The sequence below is a fragment of the Pontixanthobacter gangjinensis genome, assembly GCF_009827545.1.
In the GTDB taxonomy this organism is placed as follows: Bacteria; Pseudomonadota; Alphaproteobacteria; order Sphingomonadales; family Sphingomonadaceae; genus Pontixanthobacter; species Pontixanthobacter gangjinensis.
Genome location: NZ_WTYS01000001.1, coordinates 2,180,783 through 2,201,309, shown reverse-complemented (window position 1 = coordinate 2,201,309; position 20,527 = coordinate 2,180,783). Strand labels below are relative to the sequence as shown.

The window sequence follows — 20,527 nt, the reverse complement described above, 5'->3', positions numbered from 1 at the left end:
GTCAGCTCGCATCGTCCGGGATATCGAGGTCGACACTGCGGATGACCACATGCAGCGCATCGGGGTCTGCCGGGTCGCTCGCTTCCTCGATCTCGAGCTGTGCTCCTTGCGCTATCGTGCCTTCGATTTCTTCCTCGAAGTGCTCGCGAAAATGCGCCGGTGAGAACTGGCTGAGCGCCCCAAGCGATACATGCACCCGATCAATCGCAATCGCGCCAGCATCCTGCGCGAGCGCATCAAGATGGCGGACGAGACCTCTCACGATTCCAGTTTCATGCATCTAGTTTCCCTTCCGATAAGCGTTTTGCCTCCGACAGGATTGCCTTGCTAGCGGGCATCACAGCGGCTGCGACGCCTTGAGACAGAGGCTCGCCGACTGCGAAATTCTCTCCCTCGATTGCGTAAACAACAATCCGGGCGGGCGCGAAGCCCAGCCGCTTGGCCAGCGCTATTGATTGCCCAAGACCGAAGGCGTGGCTCGATAGGGCGTCCAGGCTCGTCGGCAGCGGACCCGCTGCAATGTCGAAGCGCGAAATTTTGCCCGGGTTGCCCTGCGGCGCTGCGGCATCGATACAGATCATGGCATCGAATTGCTGCCACTGATCGAGCATCGACAGAAAATCGCCGCTCGACCGCAAGAGTGCTGTGCTTTCGGGCAGCAGCCCATCCAGCGTTGTAGCTACTTCCCAAGCGGCGGCATCGTCTCCTCGATCCGGATTGCCGATCGCCAGCACCAGCAACGAATGAGGCGCGTTCATGGCCGGTGCACCGTGAGCTTAAGGAAATGCGCCGCGCAGGAGATGCACGGGTCGTAATTGCGGATGGTCATCTCGCAGCGAGTGCGAATGGCGTTGTCAGCTTTGTCGACGAGCAGAGCGGCAACCGCTTTCAGATCTGCTTCTACGCTGCTTTGGTTCTGCGAGGTTGGCGGAACGATACGGGCATTGCGGATGGTTCCGTCCTCAGCGAATTCATAGCGGTGCCAGCAAATCCCGCGCGGAGCTTCGGTGCAACCGAAACCCACCGCGGCGCGCGGTTCAACCGGAGCGAAGGGCCGGGAGGGTTCCTCATATGCAGCAATCAGCCGCACTGCCTCGTCGCATGCATGAAGAATTTCGAGCGCTCTGATCACGATGCTCTGAAACGGGTTGCGGCAGATAGGGCCGATGCCGGCTGAGTCTGCCAATTCCTGTACCGACTGAGGAAGGCGATCATGATTAATCGCGTAACGCGCCATTGGGCCGACGAGATAAGCGCCGCGACGTTTCACACTGGATTGCAGCGCGGTCGAGTGCGGAACCTGCCGCTCCTCGAATTCATGCTCGTAATCCCCAATGGCAATGTCGATTCCCTCGCTCGAAACGATCCGCCCTGCAGTAATGGGATAATCTTGGTCGTGCCGAAGTGCCACGAACTCGTAGTCGCGTTCGAATGCAGGGAATGGAAAGGAGGACACCCAAATCACGAGTTCCTTGGCAAGGTCGCGGGCCTGCTTCATCTCATCACACAGCACCTCAAGCTCGCGTTTGGTCGGCACGCGATGGAAGCCGCCAGCCCTCAGGCTGACTGGGTGGATTTCTCGCCCGCCGAGCAGACACATCAAAGCATTGCCGGCTTGCTTGAGCGCGAGACCGCGGCGCACGGCTTCACGATGCTGCTCGGCCATCTGGATCGCGTCGGGATAGCCGAGGAAATCGGGCGCGTGGAGCATGACGACATGCAGCGCGTGGCTCTGGATCCATTCCCCGCAATAGATCAGTCTCCGCAGTGCGCTAACCTGTGGATCGACTGTCACCTCGAACGCATCCTCGACCGCTTGGATGGCACCGAGCTGGTAGGCGATAGGACAAATGCCGCAAATGCGCGCAACGATATCAGGTAGTTCGGTGTAGCTGCGTCCGCGCAGGAACGCTTCGAAGAAGCGAGGTGGCTCGAATATCCTGAGGTTTGCGGCCGTGACCTCGCCGTTCTCGATATGCAGGTCGAGCGCGCCTTCGCCCTCGACACGGGCGAGATAGTCCACCTTAATCGTCCTAGTTGTCATGTGCGTTGCTCTCCCGGCGGAACGGATCGGACCAGCCGTAAAAAGTTCGCAGGACATCGCGGATTTGACCTTTGGCGGCACCCATTTGGCGCCACTCCTCACTCAATGCGGGAAGGTTGGGCGCCTCCATCGGCCCGAAACACCCATAGCAAGCGCGGCGATAGGCAGGGCAGATCGCACCGCACCCGGCATGAGTGACCGGCCCCAAGCACGGCTCACCCTTAACCATCACGCAGATATTGCCGCGCCGCTTACATTCGAAACATACGCTGTATTCTGGAATGACCGGTTTGCGATTGGTAAGAAAGGCGCCGATCACTTCGAGCAATTGCCGCTTGTCGACCGGACATCCTTGTAGCTCAAAATCGACGGTCACATGGGCCGAGATTGGCGTCGAAGTTTCCAGCGTGTCGATATAATCAGGTCTTGCATAGACTGCCGCGACGAAGTCGCCGACATCGGCGAAGTTGCGCAGCGCCTGAATACCCCCCGAAGTGGCGCAGGCGCCGATTGTAACGACATGCTTTGACTGCGCCCGGACATCGCGAATCCGCTGGGCATCGTGAGCCGTGGTGATGGATCCTTCGACCAGCGAGAGATCGTAGGGGCCTTGCGCCATCTTGCTTGAGGCCTCGGGGAAATAGGCGAGATCGACGGCCTCGGCCAAGGCCAGCAATTCGTCCTCGCAATCGAGCAGCGTCAATTGGCAGCCGTCGCATGAGGCGAATTTCCAGACGGCGAGGCGCAGGAAGTTTGCCATCGCGTCAGACCTCCCGCACCGAGAGGATCGAGGTAATACGCTCGAGTGGGAAGACCGGGCCGTCCTTGCATACGAAGTGTGGGCCGAACTGACAGCGACCGCAATGGCCGACCGCGCACTTCATATTGCGCTCCATCGACAGGTGGATACGGGCAGGGCTCACGCCCTCGCCTAACAGTGCCTGCGCGCTGAAGCGCATCATGATCTCCGGCCCGCAGACGAATGCGAGGCAGTTTTTGGCATCAAAATTCGTGCGCTGGATCAGGGTCGGGACGACACCGACGTGACCTCGCCAGTCCGCATCGGCATGATCAACGGTAACATGCAGCTCGACATCGTGTTGCTCGCGCCAGTCATGGATAGGCTGGGGGAACAGAATATCTTTGGGCGACCGGAAACCGAGCAGGATCGTTACCCGCCCATATTGCTCACGCTTTGCGAGAACCGCCTCAATGGCTGGGCGCAGCGGCGCAAGGCCAACGCCACCTGCTACGATCACGATGTCGCGTCCATCCGCCCCGTCGATTGGCCAGCCGCTACCGAATGGTCCGCGAAGACCCACCTCGGCGCCCTCTTTCATGTGCGAGAGCGCATGGCTCACCTTGCCGACGTCGCGAATCGTGTGGAAAAGCCCGCGCTCGGTTTCCCCTGCAGCGCTGATGCTGATCGCAACTTCGCCGATGCCGAAAGCGTAGAGCATGTTGAATTGGCCGGGATTGACGCAAGTGCGCTTCCCCGTTCGCGGTTCAAGGTGCAAAGTCGTCACATCATCCAGTTCCCGGACCCTCTCCACGACGCGGTAGGGTGCCGGCAGAAGAGGGTCTTCTTCGGTGGATTGCGAAGCCTGCATCAGGACTTTCCGTACACATCGAGGACCTGCATCCGCGTCGCATGCAGTCGCTGCGTCAGAAGCGGCAAGAAGCGCTTCATCATCTCATAGCCGAGATCATGATCGGCCTCGCATTTTTCGCGGAGGCATTTCGCGTCGATGCTGATGGCCCGCAAGTCTTCGATTGCACGAGCGTCGAACAGCCAGCAATATGGTGCCACCAGCCATGAGACACCGACTACATCCTGCGCCCCGAGTGTGGCTATGACTACTGGGCTCTTGCCCGGCACTGCGACTTCGAGCGCAACCTTGCCTTTAGAAAGGATGAAAAAGGTGTCGGCGGGGTCCTCTTCGCGTGCCATATATTCACCGGGCTTGAAATGAATATTGCGTGCGCACCCGCCGATCAGCTTGGCGAAGTCGGACGGGAAATCGGCGAAGAACCGATGCTGCCCGAGTATTTGGTCCATCGTTTTAACGGCTGCGATCATTGGAGCACGCCAGTGTCCGCGCGAATGGCGTTTACTTCCTCGGTGAGGTCGATGCCGACCGGGCACCATGTCATGCAGCGCCCGCATCCAACGCATCCTGAAGTGCCAAACTGGTCGATCCAGTGCGCCAGTTTGTGCGTGAGCCATTGGCGATAGCGGGAACGGGTTGAATTTCGCACGCTGCCGCTGTGAATGTATGAGAAATCGAGCGAAAAACAGGAATCCCATTTCTGCACGCGTTCGGCGGTGTGATTTGCAAGATCGCTGGTATCTTCGGTGGTGGTGCAGAAGCAAGTAGGACACACCATCGTGCAATTTCCGCAGGACAGGCATCGATTGGCGACATCGTCCCATCGAGGGTGTTCGGGATTGTGCTGGAGCAGCTCCTTAATCCCTTTGGTCTCCATCCGACGGCTCATGCCAGCTGATGTTCGCTCCAAAAGTGCATTGGCCTGCTTGTGGGCGATTTGATTGGCTACCTCGTGCGGTATTTTGGCCATAAGATCGGCACCGGCCTTGCTTCCGATCTCGACAAGAAATTCGTGCCGGTGATCATCGACAAGTTCGGTGAGCGCTAGGTCGAAGCCCGTCTTTGCGCGGGGCCCGGCATCCATCGAAACGCAAAAGCACGTCTCGGCGGGCTGGCTGCAGTTGACCGCGACGATGAAGGCGTTGTCGCAACGTCCGGCATAGGCGCGGCCGGCGGTCGGGCCGTCGCGTAGCACCTTGTCCTGAATCTCAATGGCAAGCAGTTCGCAGGCACGCACGCCAATGAATGCGTATGGCCTTGCGGGATCGGGCGTGAAAGCAAAGTCTATTGCTTCTCCGGCATCACCGCGGGTAGCCGACCAGACAGTCTGCACAGGGGGATGGAGAAAGCGCTTCCATGAATGCGGACCCACTGCATAACCGAATAAAGCCGCATCCGCGCGATGCTCCAGCGTGTAGCGTCCCGGAGCCTGTCGATCGGTCCATCCGGCGGGCAGATCGTCTACGCCTCTGATCTTATCGTAGACGATCGCGTCGTCGCGCACGACCGGGCCGATAACTTGGCGGCCGCTCTGCACAAGCGCCTGAATTAAAAGTTCGAGGTCGTCGGGGCCGATCAGAGCCGGTGGTCCGTACTTCGCCTCTTTTTTCATGCCATGGCTCCAAGACCGACACGCGCACGTGTTCCATCAGGACAGTCTAGGCACCTATCCATCCCGCCCCATACGCATAGGTCCGTATTGCGCAGAGTCTGGAGCGATACAGTCGTTTATGGCCTAGGCTGACTCAGCACTCGATGTCGGATATCGAGCGATTCGCATCCTGTGTGGCAGCTGACTCTCCGTAGCTGGCGCGGAGAAGCGAGAGCGCATCATCGGCTGCATAGTTGTCGACAATTGCCAGTGATGCTGGGACGGCAATCCGCCGGTCCCTGTCGTAAAGATCGTCGAGCAGTTTGACGCGGCCTAACCCGTCGCTGACCGCAGTGAAATAGGTCACATAAAGGGGCAGCGGTTTTCCAATCTCGATTTGTGTCGTTTGCCCCGAGGCAAGAATGACATCGATCTCTTCGCGGGTCTTGATGTCTTGCAACAGCGTCGCCGCATAGCCGATCGCATCATCGGTGCGGATGCAGCCATGACTGAAAGATCGCACGTCCTCCTCGAACAATTGCTTGTTCGGGGTGTCGTGCATGAAGACGGAGAAGCGGTTGGGCATGACCAGCTTCATCTGGCCGAGGGCATTGTTCGGCCCTGGGCGTTGGCGATAGCGCCCGCCGCTCCAGACATAGCCGCGCGCACGGGCTAGGGATGGGTTGCGTCTGACAAGTGCACCTACGCTCTCGCGAACAATGCTGGCAGGAATATCCCACCACGGATTGAGAATAACCCCTTCGATCTGGGTCTCGAACACGGGAGTGGGCGTGCTCCGCTTACCGATGATGACGCGCCAGTGATCGACGAGCTTGGCTTCGCGCCATAGGCTTGCCTCGTATCCGACGATATTCACGAGGACGTAATTCTTGCCTAGCGAACGGGGCATCCAACGCCAGCGCTCCATGTTACGTGCGATCGTCCGCTTGTGCTGGACGTCAGGTTCGACTTGGTAGGCCGACCTCAGTGCGGCGTACTCTTGGTGGGCAGGGCGCATCAGCGCGAAAAATGTATCAAGGTTCCCATCAGCGAGGCCGCGTGCCAGCATAGTATCGAGAGGAAGATTCGCATCAGTATCGTTGATATTCCAGCCTGCCCGTCCAGAGTGGTTGGCGGCACCCAGAAGGTGCATTCTCGCGAGCCGCAGCGCCAAGCGGTCCGCCTCTTCGTCGATACGTCCCGGGACTCTCGAATTTCTCGCCTGATCGAGCGCGTTTTTCGAGACCGGCGGCAAGGCGTCGAGCGGAGCTGCCTCAATCCATCGATCTAGCGTTGCGAGGTTTGCGTTCGACCACCTCTCGCCGCTATCATGGGCCGCTCCAGGAACCTGACAAGCGATCAAGGTGAGCGCTGCCAGAAGGGCTCGATTACTCTTCGCCAACACTGCGTCACCTTGCCTTTCAGGGTTCCCGTACCCACATCTGCCAGCATATTAATGCTCTTTACGATATGAAACTAGACCGCCGTCATTTTCTTGGTGCGACAATTGCCGCCTCGGCTTCGCTCATTGCACCTGCATCCTTATCCTCGCCGAGGAAGGTGAACACTCCGCTCAATCATCCGCCGGAAACGCGGCTGGCAGCCGAGCCGCCGCTTTTGCAGAAGGCACTTGCAGCGTTGGATCGCCATTCCGCTCACTTCACCTATCGCGATCGCATTGGCCTGGTCGACTTTGCCAAGCATTCAGGCAAGACCCGCTTTCATGTCGCGGATATCGAAGGCGGAAGCATCCTGCGTTCGTTGTTGGTTTCGCATGGGCGGGGTTCGGACCCTGACAACAGCGGCTATGCGACGCGATTCTCTAATCGACCCGGCTCGCATGCATCGTCGAATGGAAGTTACCTGACCGGCGATGCCTACGTCGGCAAGCATGGTCGCTCGCGGCGTTTGCATGGTCTCGATGAGGCAAACGACCAGGCATTCCAACGCGCTATCGTTATTCATGGCGCTGGGTATGTCGACCGAACCATGGCCGAATTACAGGGACGCGTTGGCCGCAGTTTGGGGTGCTTTGCTTTCGAGCTCTCGGAGATCGGAGGGGTTCTCGAATTGCTGGGGCCGGGCAGACTGCTTTTTGCAGCCGACTGAGGCGCTTATTCTCGTTTAGCGCTCTTGTATGCAAACACGACAGACTACGTATATTCATGCGATCCATCTCACTGCACACAAGTCCTTGCCTTGGCAGGGAGAACGTTTTTGGAGATATTCGGCGTTGATTGGCAGGCAGCTCTGCCGTTTGTCGCAATCGGCTTTTTCGCGCAACTGATCGATGGTGCTCTTGGTATGGCCTTCGGGGCGATCGCCTCGGCCTTGCTGGTCGGTGTCATGGGAGTGACCCCCGCGCGCGCATCCTACCAAATCCACCTCGTGAAGTGTTTCACAACAGCTGCATCTGGCATTAGCCACGCTTTCAGCGGGAATATCGACAAACGACTATTTTTGCTTGTTCTGCCTGCGGGAGTTGTGGGCGGTGTGATCGGAGCATACGGTTTGGCGAGTCTTGACGGTGAGGCCATCAAGCCCTTCATATTTGCCTATCTTGGCTTGCTTGGCGTCTTGCTCATCGGCAAGGGGCTGCGCAGAAACACGCGCCCACAAAGCCCTAAAGGCGCGATACCGCTGGGGCTTCTCGGCGGTATTCTTGATGCGGTAGGCGGAGGAGGATGGGGACCGGTTGTCAGTTCCGGTCTCATGCTCCAAGGCATCGAGCCGCGCAAGGTGGTGGGCTCAGTCAATGCTGCGGAGTTCTTCGTGGCGATCGCGATTTCGGCAGCATTCCTCCTGCATCTGGGGCTCGAAGAATTTACTGCCACGACGCTGGGATTGCTTTTGGGCGGAGTGCTTGCCGCTCCGTTTGGCGCGCTCGCAGCGAAATATCTCCCTGCTTCCGCGATGCTGGTGATCGTCGGCACGGTCCTTACGGCCACGACCATGTATTGGCTTGCAGGCAAGTTCTTCTGAACTAGCCCGACCATGCTCGGTCGTGGATCCGGGACCGTCGTGCGACGGGCTACGGACATTTACCTAGATACTGAAGCGAGAAGAAGGGCGATAGATCTCAATGCGACCCGAAGCCAAGAGATTGGCGAGACTTAGGAGGCGGCTCTCGGGCCGCCTCTTTTTTTGCCGGTCGCCAAATCCATCTACGGCCACCCATTGCTGTCACCGACACGACCAGCAGCCAAATCTCTAGTTTTTGGCATCACGATCAACGGGTGGTGATGCGATGATGGCTTCGATCAGACGTGTTTGGTTCTCGAGCAGCGCAAGAATTTGGGTGTTCTGTTCCTGCAATTTGGGCAGGATCCCTGCGACAAGCCGCGGTGGAGCGTCGTCGGGCATGGATCTGAGCATTCTGCGCATGGCCCGCTCCCGCATATTAGCCCCCCCGCCAGACCGAGTTCGCGACCGAGCGACTAGAAAAAGACCTATCAATCCTGCGAACGTGGCGGCAGCGATAACTGTCGGATCAGTGTGCTTTGCATTCATTGGTCACCTCGCATTTCTGTCGCCGACCCGGGTCATTGCCGGGCTGTATACTCATCCAGCCACCGCGCCGCGCCGCCGATGGTTACAAACTGCGCAGCGTCTTTGTCAGGAATGTCGATTTCGAGCCGCTTGTGCAGCGCGGCAATGAGGTTGTAGATATCCATCGAGTCGAGATCGAGCGCCTCGCGCACGTCCTCAGTATCGCCGATGGCCACGGGGGCGACATCGGGAGCGATATTTTCGATTTCCTCGATTACGATGCTGCGTGCTTCCTGATAGGTCATAGCTTGTCCGGTTCTGATAGGATCTGCTCGATGCGCCTTAGTAGGAGCGCGCCGCGGTGCCCGTTGTTTGCGCGGTGGTCGCCCGCCAGTGTGGTGGTGATGACGGGGCGCACAACGGGCTCGTCCTTCACGGCCCAGGGTCGCCACATTACGCTGCCAAAGCCTACGATCGCCACTTGCGGCGGGTAGATGACAGGCCACAGGCTTTCGACGCCCCGCTCGCCAAGATTGGAAACAGTCGCTGTTGCATCGGCGATTTCCGATGAGCGGAACTGGCCGCGCCGCGTGCGTGCGACAAGGTCGCGCAAGCTTTCCATCAGGTCGCTAAGGGTGAGGGTATCAGTGTGCCGGATACAGGGCGCGGCCAGCCCGCCGCCCCTGATCGCGATCGCGGTGCCGAGATGGACTGCGGGGAATGGAGAGAAGCCTTCCTCGCCGTAGAAACCGTTGAACTCCGGGAATTCCTTCAAAGCACTAGCCACCGCCTTAATCTGCAGCGCACCAAGAAGCAGCCGCTCGGGCGGCGGGCGCTCGGCATTATAGCGCTCAAGCCATTCGAGAGCGGCCGAGAGATCGAACCGGTGAGATAGATAGTAATGCGGGATCTCGCGCTTGGACCGCGCCATGGCTGCCGCAATGGCGCGGCGCATGGCGGACAGGTCAGGGCCTGAGCCCAGCCCAGGTTCGGACCGAATGCATTCAGCCCGTTCGACATCGACAAGTTGGATCGCGCCGTCCGGTCCGCTTCCGGCCAGCGAGGCAAGGTCGATCCCGCGCTCGGCGGCGTGTTGCCGTGCGGCGGGTGAGGCGCGCGGACCTTGGCCCTTCATAACAAGGAGAGCGGATGGGCGAGGCGGGGTCGCGCGAACCGGCTCCGTCCCGACCTTCGGTTTCGCGGGTCCCGTGGCGGACGGCTTTACCCCGTTCGCCTCGCCGTCGATCCGAGCGAGTGGGGTGCCGACCGGGACCGCGCTACCAGCTTCGACCAGCAGTTCGTCGATGCGGCCCTTTTCGAAGACTTCGACCTCGATGGCACCCTTGTCGGTTTCCACCACGGCAATGATGTCGCCATGTTCCACCGTATCGCCCGGCTGTTTCAGCCATTCGACCAAAGTCCCTGCTGCCATGTCGGCACCGAGCGAGGGCATAACGAAGGTGCCCATGGTTACCGGCCCAGCACCGCAAGCGCAGCAGCGACTATCTTCTCCGTGCTGGGCAGCGCCGCTTCTTCCAGATGCCGTGCGTATGGTACCGGCACCTCTTCACTGCACACGCGTGCCAGCGGGGCGTCGAGTGTCCAGAAGGCGTGTTCGATAATTCGGGCCATGATTTCCGCCGCGAGGCTGCCGGATCGCCATCCTTCGTCCACAATGACGCAGCGCTGCGTCTTGGAGACGGTTGCCAGAATCGCCGCCTCGTCGAGCGGGCGCAGAATGCGAAGGTCGAGGACTTCGGCGGAGATGTCCTGCGCAGCCAGTTCTTCGGCAGCAGCCAGCGTCTTGCCGAGCGAACCGCCATAGGTAATCAAGCTGATGTCGCTGCCTTCGCGGCGGATCACGGCGTGATCGATGTCGACCGCCACTGCATCGTCCACATCGGCGGTATCGTTGTAGAGCAGCGCGTTTTCGAAAATCAGGACCGGATCGGGATCATCGAGCGCCGGGGCCAGCATACCGGCGGCATCTTCGACCGTGGCCGGGGCGAGCACCCTGATGCCTGGAATATGCGCGTACCAGCCTTCTAGACTGTGCGAATGCTGCGCGGCCAATTGCCGGCCTCCACCCGTCGCCATGCGGATCACCACAGGCACGGTGAACTGCCCGCCCGACATGTGCCGGATGGTAGCCGCATTGTTCATGATCTGGTCGATCGAGAGCAGCGAGAAGTTGCACGTCATGACCTCGACGATCGGGCGCATGCCTCCCAGTGCGGCGCCGATACCAGCCCCGGTGAAGGCGCTTTCAGAAAGAGGGGTGTCACGGATGCGCTCAGGCCCGAATTCATCGAGCAGACCCTGCGATACGGCGTAGCAGCCGCCATAGTGGCCGACATCCTCGCCCATCAAAAAGACACGCTCGTCGGCCTGCATCGCCATGCGGATGGCGCCGCGTACGGCTTCGCGATAGGAAACTTGGGTCATATCCTCTGCTCCGCTCCCACGTGCCGGAGCAGGTGCTCGACTGGTTCCCAGGTCCCGGCCTCGGCGACGGCAACCGCTTGGGCAACCTCGAGCGCCACTTCCTTTTCGATTTCGTGCACGTCGTTAGCGTGGAGCTCACCAGACGCCAGCGCCCATTCCTGGAACCGCTTGATCGGCCCGCGTTCTTTCCACTGCTCAACCTCATCCTTGGTGCGGTAGAGCTGCGGATCGTACATCGAGTGCGCACGAAAGCGGTACGTCCGGCACTCAAGGAATTGCGGCGCGCCAGCTTCCTGAAGTGCGGCGATCGCGCGCCGTGCGGCCACTTCGACGGCGACAACGTCCATTCCGTCGACCGTTTCCGAACCGATCCTGTAGCACGCCGCCTTGGCCGCGATACTGGTTTCGGATTCGCTCAGGTCAAGCGCAGTACCCATCGCGTAGAGGTTGTTTTCACACACGAACAGGACAGGCAGCCGCCACAGCGCTGCGAGGTTGAGGCTTTCGTGGAATTCTCCTTCGGCCGCGGCGCCTTCGCCAAAAAAGCAGGCTGTCACTCGCTGGCGGCCGGCTAGCTTGTCGGCGAGGGCAAGGCCGACTGCGATCGGCAATCCGCCCGCGACGATGGCATTCCCTCCGTAAAATCGCGTCCTGGCGTCAAATAGGTGCATGGAGCCTCCTCGCCCGCGGCTGCAGCCTTCTTGCTTGCCGTACATTTCGGCCATGATCGCCTCGGCGGATACACCTTTGAGTAACGCATGGCCGTGCTCACGATAAGTGGCGACGACCGCGTCCTCTGGACCCAGCGCCTGCATGACACCGGTCGCGACCGCTTCCTGACCAATGTAAAGGTGCAAGAAGCCGCGGATCTTTTCCTGTGTGTAAAGCTCGGCGCATTTCTCCTCGAATCGGCGAACGCGCAGCATCTGGTGGAGCAGAGTGCGGCAATGCTCGCGCGTCAGCCGAACCTTGAGTGCCGCTTTGCTCATGCTTGTACCTCCAGAGTAGAGGTGTCGCCTTCCGGAAGGCCCAATTCGCGCGCTTTGAGCAGGCGCCGCATGATCTTGCCTGAGCGCGTCCGCGGAAGATCCTCGCGCACTTCGATTTGTCGCGGCGCGATCGCCGCGCCCAGCTTCTTACGTGCGTGGCCGAGCAGTTCCTTAATCAGATCATCGGTGGCTGCGTATCCGGCATTCAGCGTTACGAATGCCTTGACCATTTCGCCCGCGCGTTCGTCCGGCACGCCGATAACCGCAGCCTCGGCCACCGCCCGGTGCTCGACCAGAGCGCTCTCGACTTCGAAGGGACCGATCAGGTGGCCGGCAGACTTTATGACATCGTCGGCTCGCCCAACGAACCAGAAATAACCATCGGCATCGCGCATCGCGAGATCGCCCGTCAGGTACCAGCCATCGCGGAACGATTTTTCGTAGCGCTCGTGCTGGTCGAGATAGTCACGGAACATTGACGGCCAGCCGCTGCGAATGGCGAGATGTCCGGGGGACATCGGTTCTGTAATCGGCGTCACGCAATCTTCCCCGACATCTAGAATCTCCGCTTCAACGCCTGGTAACGGTTTGCCCATCGAACCAGGCTTGATGTCCATTGCTGCGTAGTTGGCGATCATAATCCCGCCGGTTTCGCTCTGCCACCAGTTATCGTGGAAAGGCATGCCGAAGACCTCGTTGCTCCAGACCACTGCTTCGGGGTTGAGTGGCTCTCCGACGCTGGCAAGGAAATGCAGGTGCGAAAGATCGTGCTTACGTGCAAGCTCGGCGCCCGCACGCATCAGCAGTCTGATTGCAGTGGGCGCAGTGTACCAGATAGTGACTCGCTCCCGCTCAAGCAGCGAGTACCAGCGCTCCGCATCGAATTCTGCTTCCTCAATCACCAGCGTGGCACCAACGCACAGCGGTGCGATGATGCCGTAGGAAGTGCCAGTGACCCAGCCGGGGTCGGCGGTGCACCAGAACACGTCATCGGGCCTCAGGTCGAGCGCGAGCCGCGCGGTGGCATTGTGCATCACCACGGCTTCGTGGACATGGACCACGCCCTTTGGTTTGCCCGTCGTGCCGCTTGTGAAATGGAGTAGGGCCGGATCTTCGGGTAGTGTCTGGACGCATTTGAATTCAGGGGGCGTTGCGTCCAGTGCCTCGGTCAGATCAACAGTGCCGGGGATCGCTTCATCAACGCCTGGTGTGACTAGAACGAGTTCGAGGTCTGGTAGCGTTTCTCGAGCTTCGGCGACTTTCTTCTTGTAGTCCTGCGGACTCACGAGGAGCACCTGGGCCCGGCCCAGTTCCATGCGGGCCCGGATCGGTTCCGGCCCGAAAGCGGAATAAAGCGGACAGAAGATTCCACCTACCTTGAGCGTGCCGAGCGCGGCGCAGTAGAGCTCCGGCACCCTGCCAAGCAATGAGAAGACCCGTGTTCCTTTGCCGAAGCCGCGATCGGCGAGCAGGCGTGCAAACCGATCCGTTTCGTGCTCAAGATCGGCGTAGGTCAGCGATCGGTGTTCACCATTCTTGCCGAACCAGCGCAAGGCCTCCTTGCTTCCGCCGCCATGCATCACATGGGTATCTACCGCCTCGTGAGCGATGTTTAGCCAGCTGTCGGGCTCTGCATCGAGCCAAGATCGGAAGGTATCCCAACCTAACTGCTCGGAGGCGATGTCGTAATCGCGCATGACCGCCGCCCGTTTGGCGGATGTCGGTTTAATTATAGTGGCAAAAGCCAAGCCAACTCTCCCCGTTTTCAGGCACTCTGTCACGCTGTCATCGGCAGGGGTATGGCGGCAGTAACTACGCAATGTCCCGCACTCACGGCAAACGAACCGCCGTGAGAGCAGATCAGGAGCTTTCCTTAGTGAGCGCCTGCTTTGCGCCGATTAGCATCCTCCCGGCTAGGTCATCTGGCGTTTGGACATTCAGGAAAACGGGAGAGGTCGTATGAAGATCGCACATGGAACGCTGGTTATGGCCATCGATGGGGGTAAGATGCTGTTGATGCGCAACGCGGGCGATGTGCCGAGACCTGTTCTTGAGACAATTGAGGAGCATACGGCAGAGAATCCACGGACGTTACTGCAGGGGACAGATCGTCCGGGCCGCTCCTTCTCCCGCTCTGGGCCGCGACGCAGTGCTGTGGGCGATACCGATTGGCACGAAGAGGGTGAGCAGCGCTTTGCAATCGATGCGGTAGACACGCTGTCCGAAACTCAGGCGAGGGAGGGGGGGGCGGTCATTGTTCTCGCTGCACCATCAGTCCTCGGCACCTTTCGCAAGCACTGCCCACAGGCTCTTGGGAAAAGCATCATTGCAGAAATCGACAAGGATGTTGTCAATCTGGCTACCGACGACATCGTCAAGGTCGTCACAGCCTACGAGCCATGAACCGGCGGCCGCAGGGCTCGCGAAGGCGTTTTACGCAAAACTGCATGTCCAAGGTAGGCAGTCAAACGATGTTCGCGCTTGCCACCTTCTCGGAAGATGCACGATAGATTTGCTCGATAGCCGCCCCAAGTGTGCGATCGAACTCGGCGCTGCTCATGGTGTGGCGCAGGTCTTGGAGCAGTGCCCGAGAGAAACTGGCGATCATGTCCCTATTCTTTGCCAGCTCTGCGCAGGCCTGCTCGCGAGAGTGGCCACCGGAAAGCGCGGCGACGCGCACGGTTCTCGGGTGGTCTATCAGGTCTTCATAAAGGTTGGGGCGGACAGGCAATGATAGCTTTAGGATGACCTGGCTCTTTTCTGAAAGCATATCCAGCTGTGTCGCCAGCTCTTGAGTAAGCATGGCGTCGCATCGCTCGCGCCTTTCACTTTCCAAATGTACTTCCGGCTCGATGATGGGCAGGAGCCCGTGATCAAGTATGCGTCCTGCAAGCTCGAACTGTTGCGCAACGACCGCCTTTATACCAGCGGGCGAGGGGGCATGGATGAGCGAGCGTGTCTTGGTACCCGCCATGCCCGCCAGGCGCGCCTTACTGAGCACGCTGTCGAGATCCGGGATGGGGCGCATCAGCTGTGTCCCATCGGCCTGGTCCTCCAAACCCTTGTCGATCTTCAGGAAGGGTACGATGTCAAGCTCACGGAGCAACGCGGGCACCGGCTGACCGTTAACAGCGCTGTTCATGGTCCTGTCGAAGAGGATTGCGCCGATGATCTTGCCGGCACCGAAACTGGGAGATGTCATGATCCGCACGCGCATTTCATGTATCAGCGCAAACATGGTGGCCTCGTCAGGATAGGCATCGCGACGGATACCGTAGGCTTCGAGTGCACGGGGTGTCGATCCACCGCTCTGGTCGAGCGCCGCAATGAATCCCGGCGCGTCTCCGATACGGGAGAGCATTCTTGCATCGACTGTGCGCGCGTCCATTGGTTAGGCGCTCACGGCGAGAGCGCGGCCTCCCCGGCTTGCCACCGCGCCGAGGCCGAAGAGCAAGGCGAAGAGCCATACGAGGATTCCCACGAAGGGTATCATGCCGAGCAGCAAGATCACCAGCGCGCCGAGCGCAGGCCATAACAAGCGCCCACCCCAACCGGTCGGGGGGGCTTCCGCCTTCGTCGCGATCTTACGGCTCTCCATACCAACAAAGAACGCGGTCGCCGCGACTGCTACCGGCGTAATCGCGAGGCAGATAGCGATAAGGAGCATGGCAAGCGGGGCACCGATCACACTGGCGAACAGCAAGACGATGGCGACAGGTGTACCGATCGCTATCAGCGTGCCGATCCCCACACTCTGCAGCGGGCGTGACTTGATGAACCCGGCGGACGATCGCATGAGGCTGGGAACAGCTACGGCAACTGTAAGGACGAGAACGGCAAAACCGAGTGTCGCGGCAAGTAGGAGCTTCCCGAAAAGTTCGCCCGCGCCGCGCCCCCAGCTTTCGAATGCGGAATGGTCCTCGGCTGGCATTGCCCTGCGTTGGCCGGACACGACTGCACCAGACTCGATCACGAGATTCTCGGTCCGGTAAAGAAGATCGCCGCCCACTACGGCCTCGGGCCCGAGGGTGACCTTGTCACCGCTAAGGCGTGCATCACCGCCCACCCGGGAATTGAGATAGACCGTTCCGGCGCCCGCACGAAGATCAACAGGCACGGGTGCCTCGATCAGCGCCTCTCCACCTGCAATCACGGCAGAACCACCGATTTCGAAAGTCTTTCTCACGGTGATTTCGCCCCCAGCCACGACAATATCGTCGGCAACGGTTCCCGACACCAGATCGAGTTCACCGCCGGCGGCGAAGAGGTCTTCGATGGCTACATTTCTGACTGTGACTTCGCCTCCGGCGATGACCAAGTGATCCGCGCTTGTTGTATCCACATTCACTGTGCTGCCAGCCGCGAACACATCGTCCGAGCTATTGACCTTCAAGTTGATCGTATCGGCTGAAAAAAACGACATATCGGGCGCTTTCAGCCCGATATCGATTTCTTCGCCGATTTCCCCTGTGATTTGCGGGTAGCTCCTGCTGGCAAGGAACAACGCGAGCAATATTGCCGCAAGAATTACCACCATTCGAACAATTGTTCTGGTCTGGAAGGTCATGATTATCCTTTCCTCGTCGGCGCAAGAATTGGGCTTTGCATATGGTCTGCGTACGAGTTTCCGCGGATTTGCACGATCGGTCTTTAGGGGATGCTCCTTAGATTCTAGCGAGAGATCCGACCCGTGCATTCTTTGTGGCCTGCAGCAATTCTCCGCTGACCATGCGGGAGGTTACGTATCGTCTATCGAAATGCATGGACCGAAGATGGTGTGATCAGACACATGCCAAGACAAAGGAAGCCTCATGGCAACCACTCCGCCGCACGAACCCGACCGGATAAATCCGCAATCACCGCCCGAAACGCCGATGCAACCCGATGAGCCAGCTCCGGTTCGCCCGCCGGAAATCGAACCTTCAACGCCGGATATCGCCGAGCCGGATCGCGGCCCGGATGAAATCCCGCAAGAGGCGCTTCGGACGCCCTAGTGACTAAGAAGGAGGGGGAGTGCCGGATCGCACAGCATGTCGCGAGTAACTCCACCAAGCACTCGCTCACGAAGCCGGGAACGGCCGTAGGCGCCCATGATGACAAGCCCGACCTTGCGGGCCTGCGCTGCGTCAATGAGCGTGGCGGCTATCGATGCGTCATCCTCAGGCGAAAGTTCGGTGATGAGCGGCTCGATTTCATGTCTCGATAGAAACTTTGCGGCGTCCGATGCCGACAGGCGCTCCACGTTGCTCTTGGGCCTTTGTTCCCGAACCGTAAGAATTTCGACCTCCGATGCTCGTCGAAGCAGCGGTAAGGAAGCCTGGAGCGCGTGGCCACATTCGGCCGAACCATTCCAGGCGATCACCGCCGGCGCGTCAAGCTGGAGACGCGAGGACGATGGGGGTGCGAGCAGGACCGGCGGCCGGACGCTCACGACGGTTTCCGAAGCAAGGCGTGAGGGCAGGCTTGGTTTGCCAGTGGGATTGCGCGCGCCCAAGACGACAATTTCCGAAAGCGGGGCCAACCGGGCAATTTCACTGATTGCGTCGCCGTTGCTGCGTATCCAGTCCCACCTGACATCCTCGTCCTCAAGCTTGCTTTCCAGTTCCTCCTGCAACCTATCCGCGCTTGCACGGAAAGCAGATGCCATCTCCATTGCCATTGAGAAATATACATCGCTTGGCACGCCGAATTCAAAGGGCACCGCTTGCACGCAGGTTATGTGGCCATCGAAGTTGCGCACAAGGTCTAACGCCACCTGCAGCCGGGCTTCCATACCTTCATCATCGTAAATGTGGAGCAATATCGAGCGCATCGCGTGTCCCCCTCTGTAAAATCTGAATGACAAAGATTAGCACCGGTAAGGCCACAGAGGACTACGCAAATGTCCTGAACAGGTGCTCAGTGAGATAGGGTATTCCTACACGCTGGCATGGCCATCAAGCTGCGAACGCGAAAGGCACCGTCACGTCATATGAACAGTTGGAATATCGTTACATTCGAGTTAGCCTCGATGACCGAGTTCTCTTGCTGTTCGGCCTGCCGAGGTTACAAGATTTGCCTTCACTTCAAGAGTTCCGGTCGATTTGACGAGGCGCTTGTCGATTGCGAGCCGCGACGGGCAACGATCCGAAAATTCTGGCCTTGCCAGGCCAATCAATCCGCTTATCTCGTCAAGGCTGGCGAGCTTGTGACATCGGCAGCCCTAAAACCGTCTGCTCGTTCGCAGGATTTCCAGACTGCCGGTTTAGGGGAGGGGCGACTGTCGAAATTTTCGGCCCTGATGGCAGGTCAATGCTATATATATATTAGCAGAAATTGATGCGTGCTGAGTTTTGGTTAACCCTCGTCCTACTCCTCCCCTACGCCGGCTGAGAAAGCCACACGCAGCAGGTCGGACAGATTACGCACTTCCAGCTTGGCCATAAGATTGGCACGATGAATTTCGACTGTGCGCGGACTAATCCCGAGGTCATAGCCAATGGTCTTGTTGGGATGCCCCTTGACCAGCCCTTCGAGCACTTCATATTCCCGGCTCGTTAGCGGCATTAATCTGGCACGCGCTTCTTCGCGCATCACGCTGCGACGGCCGCTATCATCCAGCCTGCGCGAGGCTTCTTCGATGGCTGCCAAAACCACAGGCTTGTCGAAAGGCTTCTCGATAAAATCGACCGCTCCGGCCTTCATGGCCTTCACCGCCAGATCAATATCACCATGTCCGGTCATGACGACTATAGGCAAACGTATCCCGCGCCGATCGATTTCCTCCTGGACTTCGATACCATCTGGGCCAGGCATGCGAACATCCATAAGAATGCAACCTGGCTCAAGCTTGTCGACATGGTTAAGCAATTCTGTCCCGTTATCGAACGTCTGGACGTTACGGCCCGAGGTGCGCAGCAGGAACCCAATCGAGCGCCTGACCGACGGATCGTCGTCGACCACATAGATAGGGTAGTTAGTCATACTCACCTCCCAAGTCGGCGCGTTTCAGTGTGAATGCAAACTCGGTTCCGCCCATATCAGATGGACCGGCGCGGATCTTTCCACCATGAGCGTTCACGATCGTGTGGCAGATGGCCAAACCGAGGCCGATCCCACTCGCTTTGGTGCTGATAAAAGGATGAAACAAGCGGCTGGCCACGTGAGGATCGAGTCCCGGTCCGCAATCGCTGACGGAGACTTGAACCTTGCCCTCAGGGGCACATGTGCTGGTCACGCGAAGGCGTTTACTATGGGTTCTCTCCATCGCTTCGAGAGCATTTCGGATCAGGTTAAACAACACCTGCTGGATTTGGACCGGGACCGCGAGAACAGATTTGCATCGCGGATCGATGCTGACGGACAAATCTACGTCACGGCCGTCACCATTCACAAGCGCAAGTGCGGTAGCCGAATTGACAAGCCGATCGATGCTGGCGATCTCAAGCACTGTATTGCCTCGGGATATGAAATCGCGCAGCTTGCTAATTATCCCCGCCGCACGAAGTGCTTCACTTCGGCATTCGGAAAAAGCATGGCGCGCCTCTTCAATGTAGGCACCGGAGGGATCTGCCAACAGATCAACTCCTGCGGCTGAATAGTTCGCAATCCCTGTAAGAGGCTGGTTCAATTCATGTGCGATTGAATTGGCTATTCCTCCCATCGCAGAGATGCGCGAGACATGCGCGAGATCAGCCTGCAACGCCTGTAAGGTTTGTTCCCTTTCTTCGGATTCAGTAATGTCTCGAATGAAACCGGTGAAATGGCGCTTTCCTGCGATCGGCATTTCACCAACCGAAAGCTCTATTGGAAAGGTGCTGCCATTACATCTGCTGGCAGTCGTGACCCGCCTCGTGCCGATCATTCGCTTCTCGCCGGTGTCGAGATAATGATTGATATAATCGTCGTGCGCCTCACGATCGGGTGAAGGCATCAACATGCTTACGTTTTCGCCCAATACCTGCTCTTCGTCGTATCCGAACATGCGTTCGGCACCTTTGCTGAAAGACCGAATGTGTCCGCGCTGATCAATGATTACCATCGCTTCCGGAACCATATCGATCAGGGCGTGCAGCTTTTCCAATTCGCTGAATGCCGAATCAGATTGATCGTCATTCTCCGCTGTATTGGTCATACGCCTGGCCCTTGCTTCTTTCTTCAAGTTCGGCGCTGATTGCCAGCAACCTTATACTATCAGCGACCCAGTATTTTGATTCTGCTCTATATGATTTTACAAGATTCTTCGACACTTTAATTTTGCATCATATTTTGCCTTTCACGCGCAAATTCCCGTGCTGATTAGGACAAGGTCTACGGAGGTTTGCGTATCGTCGCGGTCCCCCTCTCCAGATAGTCCGGATTTGCGATTTCCAGTAAGAAG

The 20,527-nt window shown here is 58.8% G+C and carries 23 protein-coding genes; 4 read left to right on the top strand and 19 right to left on the bottom strand.

The features are described from left to right. Position 1: 1 nt before the first annotated feature. The 8 genes from GRI36_RS10405 to GRI36_RS10370 all read right to left on the bottom strand — a co-directional run bounded on the left by GRI36_RS10405 (position 2) and on the right by GRI36_RS10370 (position 6,647). Positions 2-280 (bottom strand): hydrogenase maturation nickel metallochaperone HypA, encoded by a 279-nt coding sequence (locus GRI36_RS10405; protein WP_160598403.1) that lies wholly within the window; start codon positions 278-280, stop codon positions 2-4. Further along, complete coding sequence (locus GRI36_RS10400) at positions 273-758, bottom strand: hydrogenase maturation protease (RefSeq protein ID WP_160598402.1); 486 nt, start codon at positions 756-758, stop codon at positions 273-275. Before GRI36_RS10400 ends, GRI36_RS10405 begins: the two co-directional genes overlap by 8 nt. Continuing rightward, positions 755-2,044, bottom strand: a complete 1,290-nt coding sequence (locus GRI36_RS10395; RefSeq protein ID WP_160598401.1) for a Ni/Fe hydrogenase subunit alpha — start codon at positions 2,042-2,044, stop codon at positions 755-757. Before GRI36_RS10395 ends, GRI36_RS10400 begins: the two co-directional genes overlap by 4 nt. Continuing rightward, entirely contained in the window at positions 2,034-2,804 is a 771-nt protein-coding gene (locus GRI36_RS10390) for an NADH-quinone oxidoreductase subunit B family protein (protein ID WP_160598400.1), read from the bottom strand. Before GRI36_RS10390 ends, GRI36_RS10395 begins: the two co-directional genes overlap by 11 nt. Positions 2,805-2,808: 4 nt before the next feature. Beyond that, positions 2,809-3,654, bottom strand: a complete 846-nt coding sequence (locus GRI36_RS10385; protein WP_160598399.1) for an FAD/NAD(P)-binding protein — start codon at positions 3,652-3,654, stop codon at positions 2,809-2,811. Further along, the gene (locus tag GRI36_RS10380) at positions 3,654-4,124 is read right to left on the bottom strand and encodes a cyclic nucleotide-binding domain-containing protein (protein ID WP_160598398.1); all 471 of its coding nucleotides are present in this window, start codon (positions 4,122-4,124) and stop codon (positions 3,654-3,656) included. Before GRI36_RS10380 ends, GRI36_RS10385 begins: the two co-directional genes overlap by 1 nt. Then, positions 4,121-5,266 carry a 4Fe-4S dicluster domain-containing protein gene (locus GRI36_RS10375; RefSeq protein WP_160598397.1) on the bottom strand — a complete coding sequence of 382 codons (1,146 nt, stop codon included), beginning with the start codon at positions 5,264-5,266 and terminating at the stop codon, positions 4,121-4,123. The genes GRI36_RS10380 and GRI36_RS10375 overlap by 4 nt, the downstream gene beginning before the upstream one ends. 133 nt (positions 5,267-5,399) lie before the next feature. Further along, complete coding sequence (locus GRI36_RS10370; RefSeq protein ID WP_160598396.1) at positions 5,400-6,647, bottom strand: L,D-transpeptidase family protein; 1,248 nt, start codon at positions 6,645-6,647, stop codon at positions 5,400-5,402. Positions 6,648-6,715: 68 nt separating this feature from the next. Here GRI36_RS10370 and GRI36_RS10365 point away from each other — a divergent pair, with 68 nt between their 5' ends. Together GRI36_RS10365 and GRI36_RS10360 are read left to right on the top strand one after the other, a co-directional pair. Then, on the top strand, positions 6,716-7,354 hold the full coding sequence (locus GRI36_RS10365; protein ID WP_160598395.1) for a murein L,D-transpeptidase catalytic domain family protein: 639 nt from the start codon (positions 6,716-6,718) through the stop codon (positions 7,352-7,354). A gap of 108 nt (positions 7,355-7,462) precedes the next feature. After that, a complete protein-coding gene (locus GRI36_RS10360; RefSeq protein WP_235902220.1) occupies positions 7,463-8,227 on the top strand; it encodes a sulfite exporter TauE/SafE family protein in 765 nt (254 codons plus the stop codon). Between the two features lie 228 nt (positions 8,228-8,455). Here GRI36_RS10360 and GRI36_RS10355 read toward each other — a convergent pair whose 3' ends face one another. From GRI36_RS10355 to acsA, 6 genes are all read right to left on the bottom strand, one after another. Further along, positions 8,456-8,608 (bottom strand): hypothetical protein, encoded by a 153-nt coding sequence (locus tag GRI36_RS10355; protein ID WP_160598394.1) that lies wholly within the window; start codon positions 8,606-8,608, stop codon positions 8,456-8,458. Between the two features lie 179 nt (positions 8,609-8,787). Next, the gene (locus GRI36_RS10350; protein ID WP_160598393.1) at positions 8,788-9,039 is read right to left on the bottom strand and encodes an acyl carrier protein; all 252 of its coding nucleotides are present in this window, start codon (positions 9,037-9,039) and stop codon (positions 8,788-8,790) included. Beyond that, entirely contained in the window at positions 9,036-10,202 is a 1,167-nt protein-coding gene (locus tag GRI36_RS10345) for a dihydrolipoamide acetyltransferase family protein (RefSeq protein ID WP_160598392.1), read from the bottom strand. Before GRI36_RS10345 ends, GRI36_RS10350 begins: the two co-directional genes overlap by 4 nt. A 2-nt stretch (positions 10,203-10,204) precedes the next feature. Then, complete coding sequence (locus GRI36_RS10340; RefSeq protein WP_160598391.1) at positions 10,205-11,179, bottom strand: alpha-ketoacid dehydrogenase subunit beta; 975 nt, start codon at positions 11,177-11,179, stop codon at positions 10,205-10,207. Continuing rightward, positions 11,176-12,168: a pyruvate dehydrogenase (acetyl-transferring) E1 component subunit alpha gene (gene pdhA, locus GRI36_RS10335; RefSeq protein WP_160598390.1), complete on the bottom strand. Its 993-nt coding sequence runs from the start codon at positions 12,166-12,168 to the stop codon at positions 11,176-11,178. Before pdhA ends, GRI36_RS10340 begins: the two co-directional genes overlap by 4 nt. Further along, complete coding sequence (acsA, locus tag GRI36_RS10330; protein WP_328598415.1) at positions 12,165-13,949, bottom strand: acetate--CoA ligase; 1,785 nt, start codon at positions 13,947-13,949, stop codon at positions 12,165-12,167. The genes pdhA and acsA overlap by 4 nt, the downstream gene beginning before the upstream one ends. Positions 13,950-14,127: 178 nt before the next feature. On the opposite strand from acsA, the gene GRI36_RS10325 reads away from it, so the two are divergent. After that, the gene (locus GRI36_RS10325) at positions 14,128-14,571 is read left to right on the top strand and encodes a baeRF12 domain-containing protein (protein WP_160598388.1); all 444 of its coding nucleotides are present in this window, start codon (positions 14,128-14,130) and stop codon (positions 14,569-14,571) included. Positions 14,572-14,632: 61 nt separating this feature from the next. Here the strand turns inward: GRI36_RS10325 and GRI36_RS10320 are convergent, their stop codons facing one another. Together GRI36_RS10320 and GRI36_RS10315 are read right to left on the bottom strand one after the other, a co-directional pair. After that, positions 14,633-15,556 carry a fructose bisphosphate aldolase gene (locus GRI36_RS10320; protein WP_160598387.1) on the bottom strand — a complete coding sequence of 308 codons (924 nt, stop codon included), beginning with the start codon at positions 15,554-15,556 and terminating at the stop codon, positions 14,633-14,635. Between the two features lie 3 nt (positions 15,557-15,559). Next, positions 15,560-16,735, bottom strand: coding sequence for a bactofilin family protein (locus GRI36_RS10315; protein ID WP_160598386.1), 1,176 nt, complete (start codon positions 16,733-16,735; stop codon positions 15,560-15,562). A 244-nt stretch (positions 16,736-16,979) separates the two neighbouring features. Here GRI36_RS10315 and GRI36_RS10310 point away from each other — a divergent pair, with 244 nt between their 5' ends. After that, a complete protein-coding gene (locus GRI36_RS10310) occupies positions 16,980-17,162 on the top strand; it encodes a hypothetical protein (RefSeq protein ID WP_160598385.1) in 183 nt (60 codons plus the stop codon). On the opposite strand, the gene GRI36_RS10305 is transcribed toward GRI36_RS10310, so the two are convergent. The 3 genes from GRI36_RS10305 to GRI36_RS10295 all read right to left on the bottom strand — a co-directional run bounded on the left by GRI36_RS10305 (position 17,159) and on the right by GRI36_RS10295 (position 20,281). Further along, complete coding sequence (locus GRI36_RS10305; protein WP_160598384.1) at positions 17,159-17,980, bottom strand: universal stress protein; 822 nt, start codon at positions 17,978-17,980, stop codon at positions 17,159-17,161. The genes GRI36_RS10310 and GRI36_RS10305 overlap by 4 nt on opposite strands. A gap of 536 nt (positions 17,981-18,516) precedes the next feature. Continuing rightward, on the bottom strand, positions 18,517-19,131 hold the full coding sequence (locus GRI36_RS10300; protein WP_202392159.1) for a response regulator transcription factor: 615 nt from the start codon (positions 19,129-19,131) through the stop codon (positions 18,517-18,519). Further along, a complete protein-coding gene (locus GRI36_RS10295; RefSeq protein ID WP_160598382.1) occupies positions 19,124-20,281 on the bottom strand; it encodes a two-component system sensor histidine kinase NtrB in 1,158 nt (385 codons plus the stop codon). Before GRI36_RS10295 ends, GRI36_RS10300 begins: the two co-directional genes overlap by 8 nt. Positions 20,282-20,527: the final 246 nt, after the last annotated feature.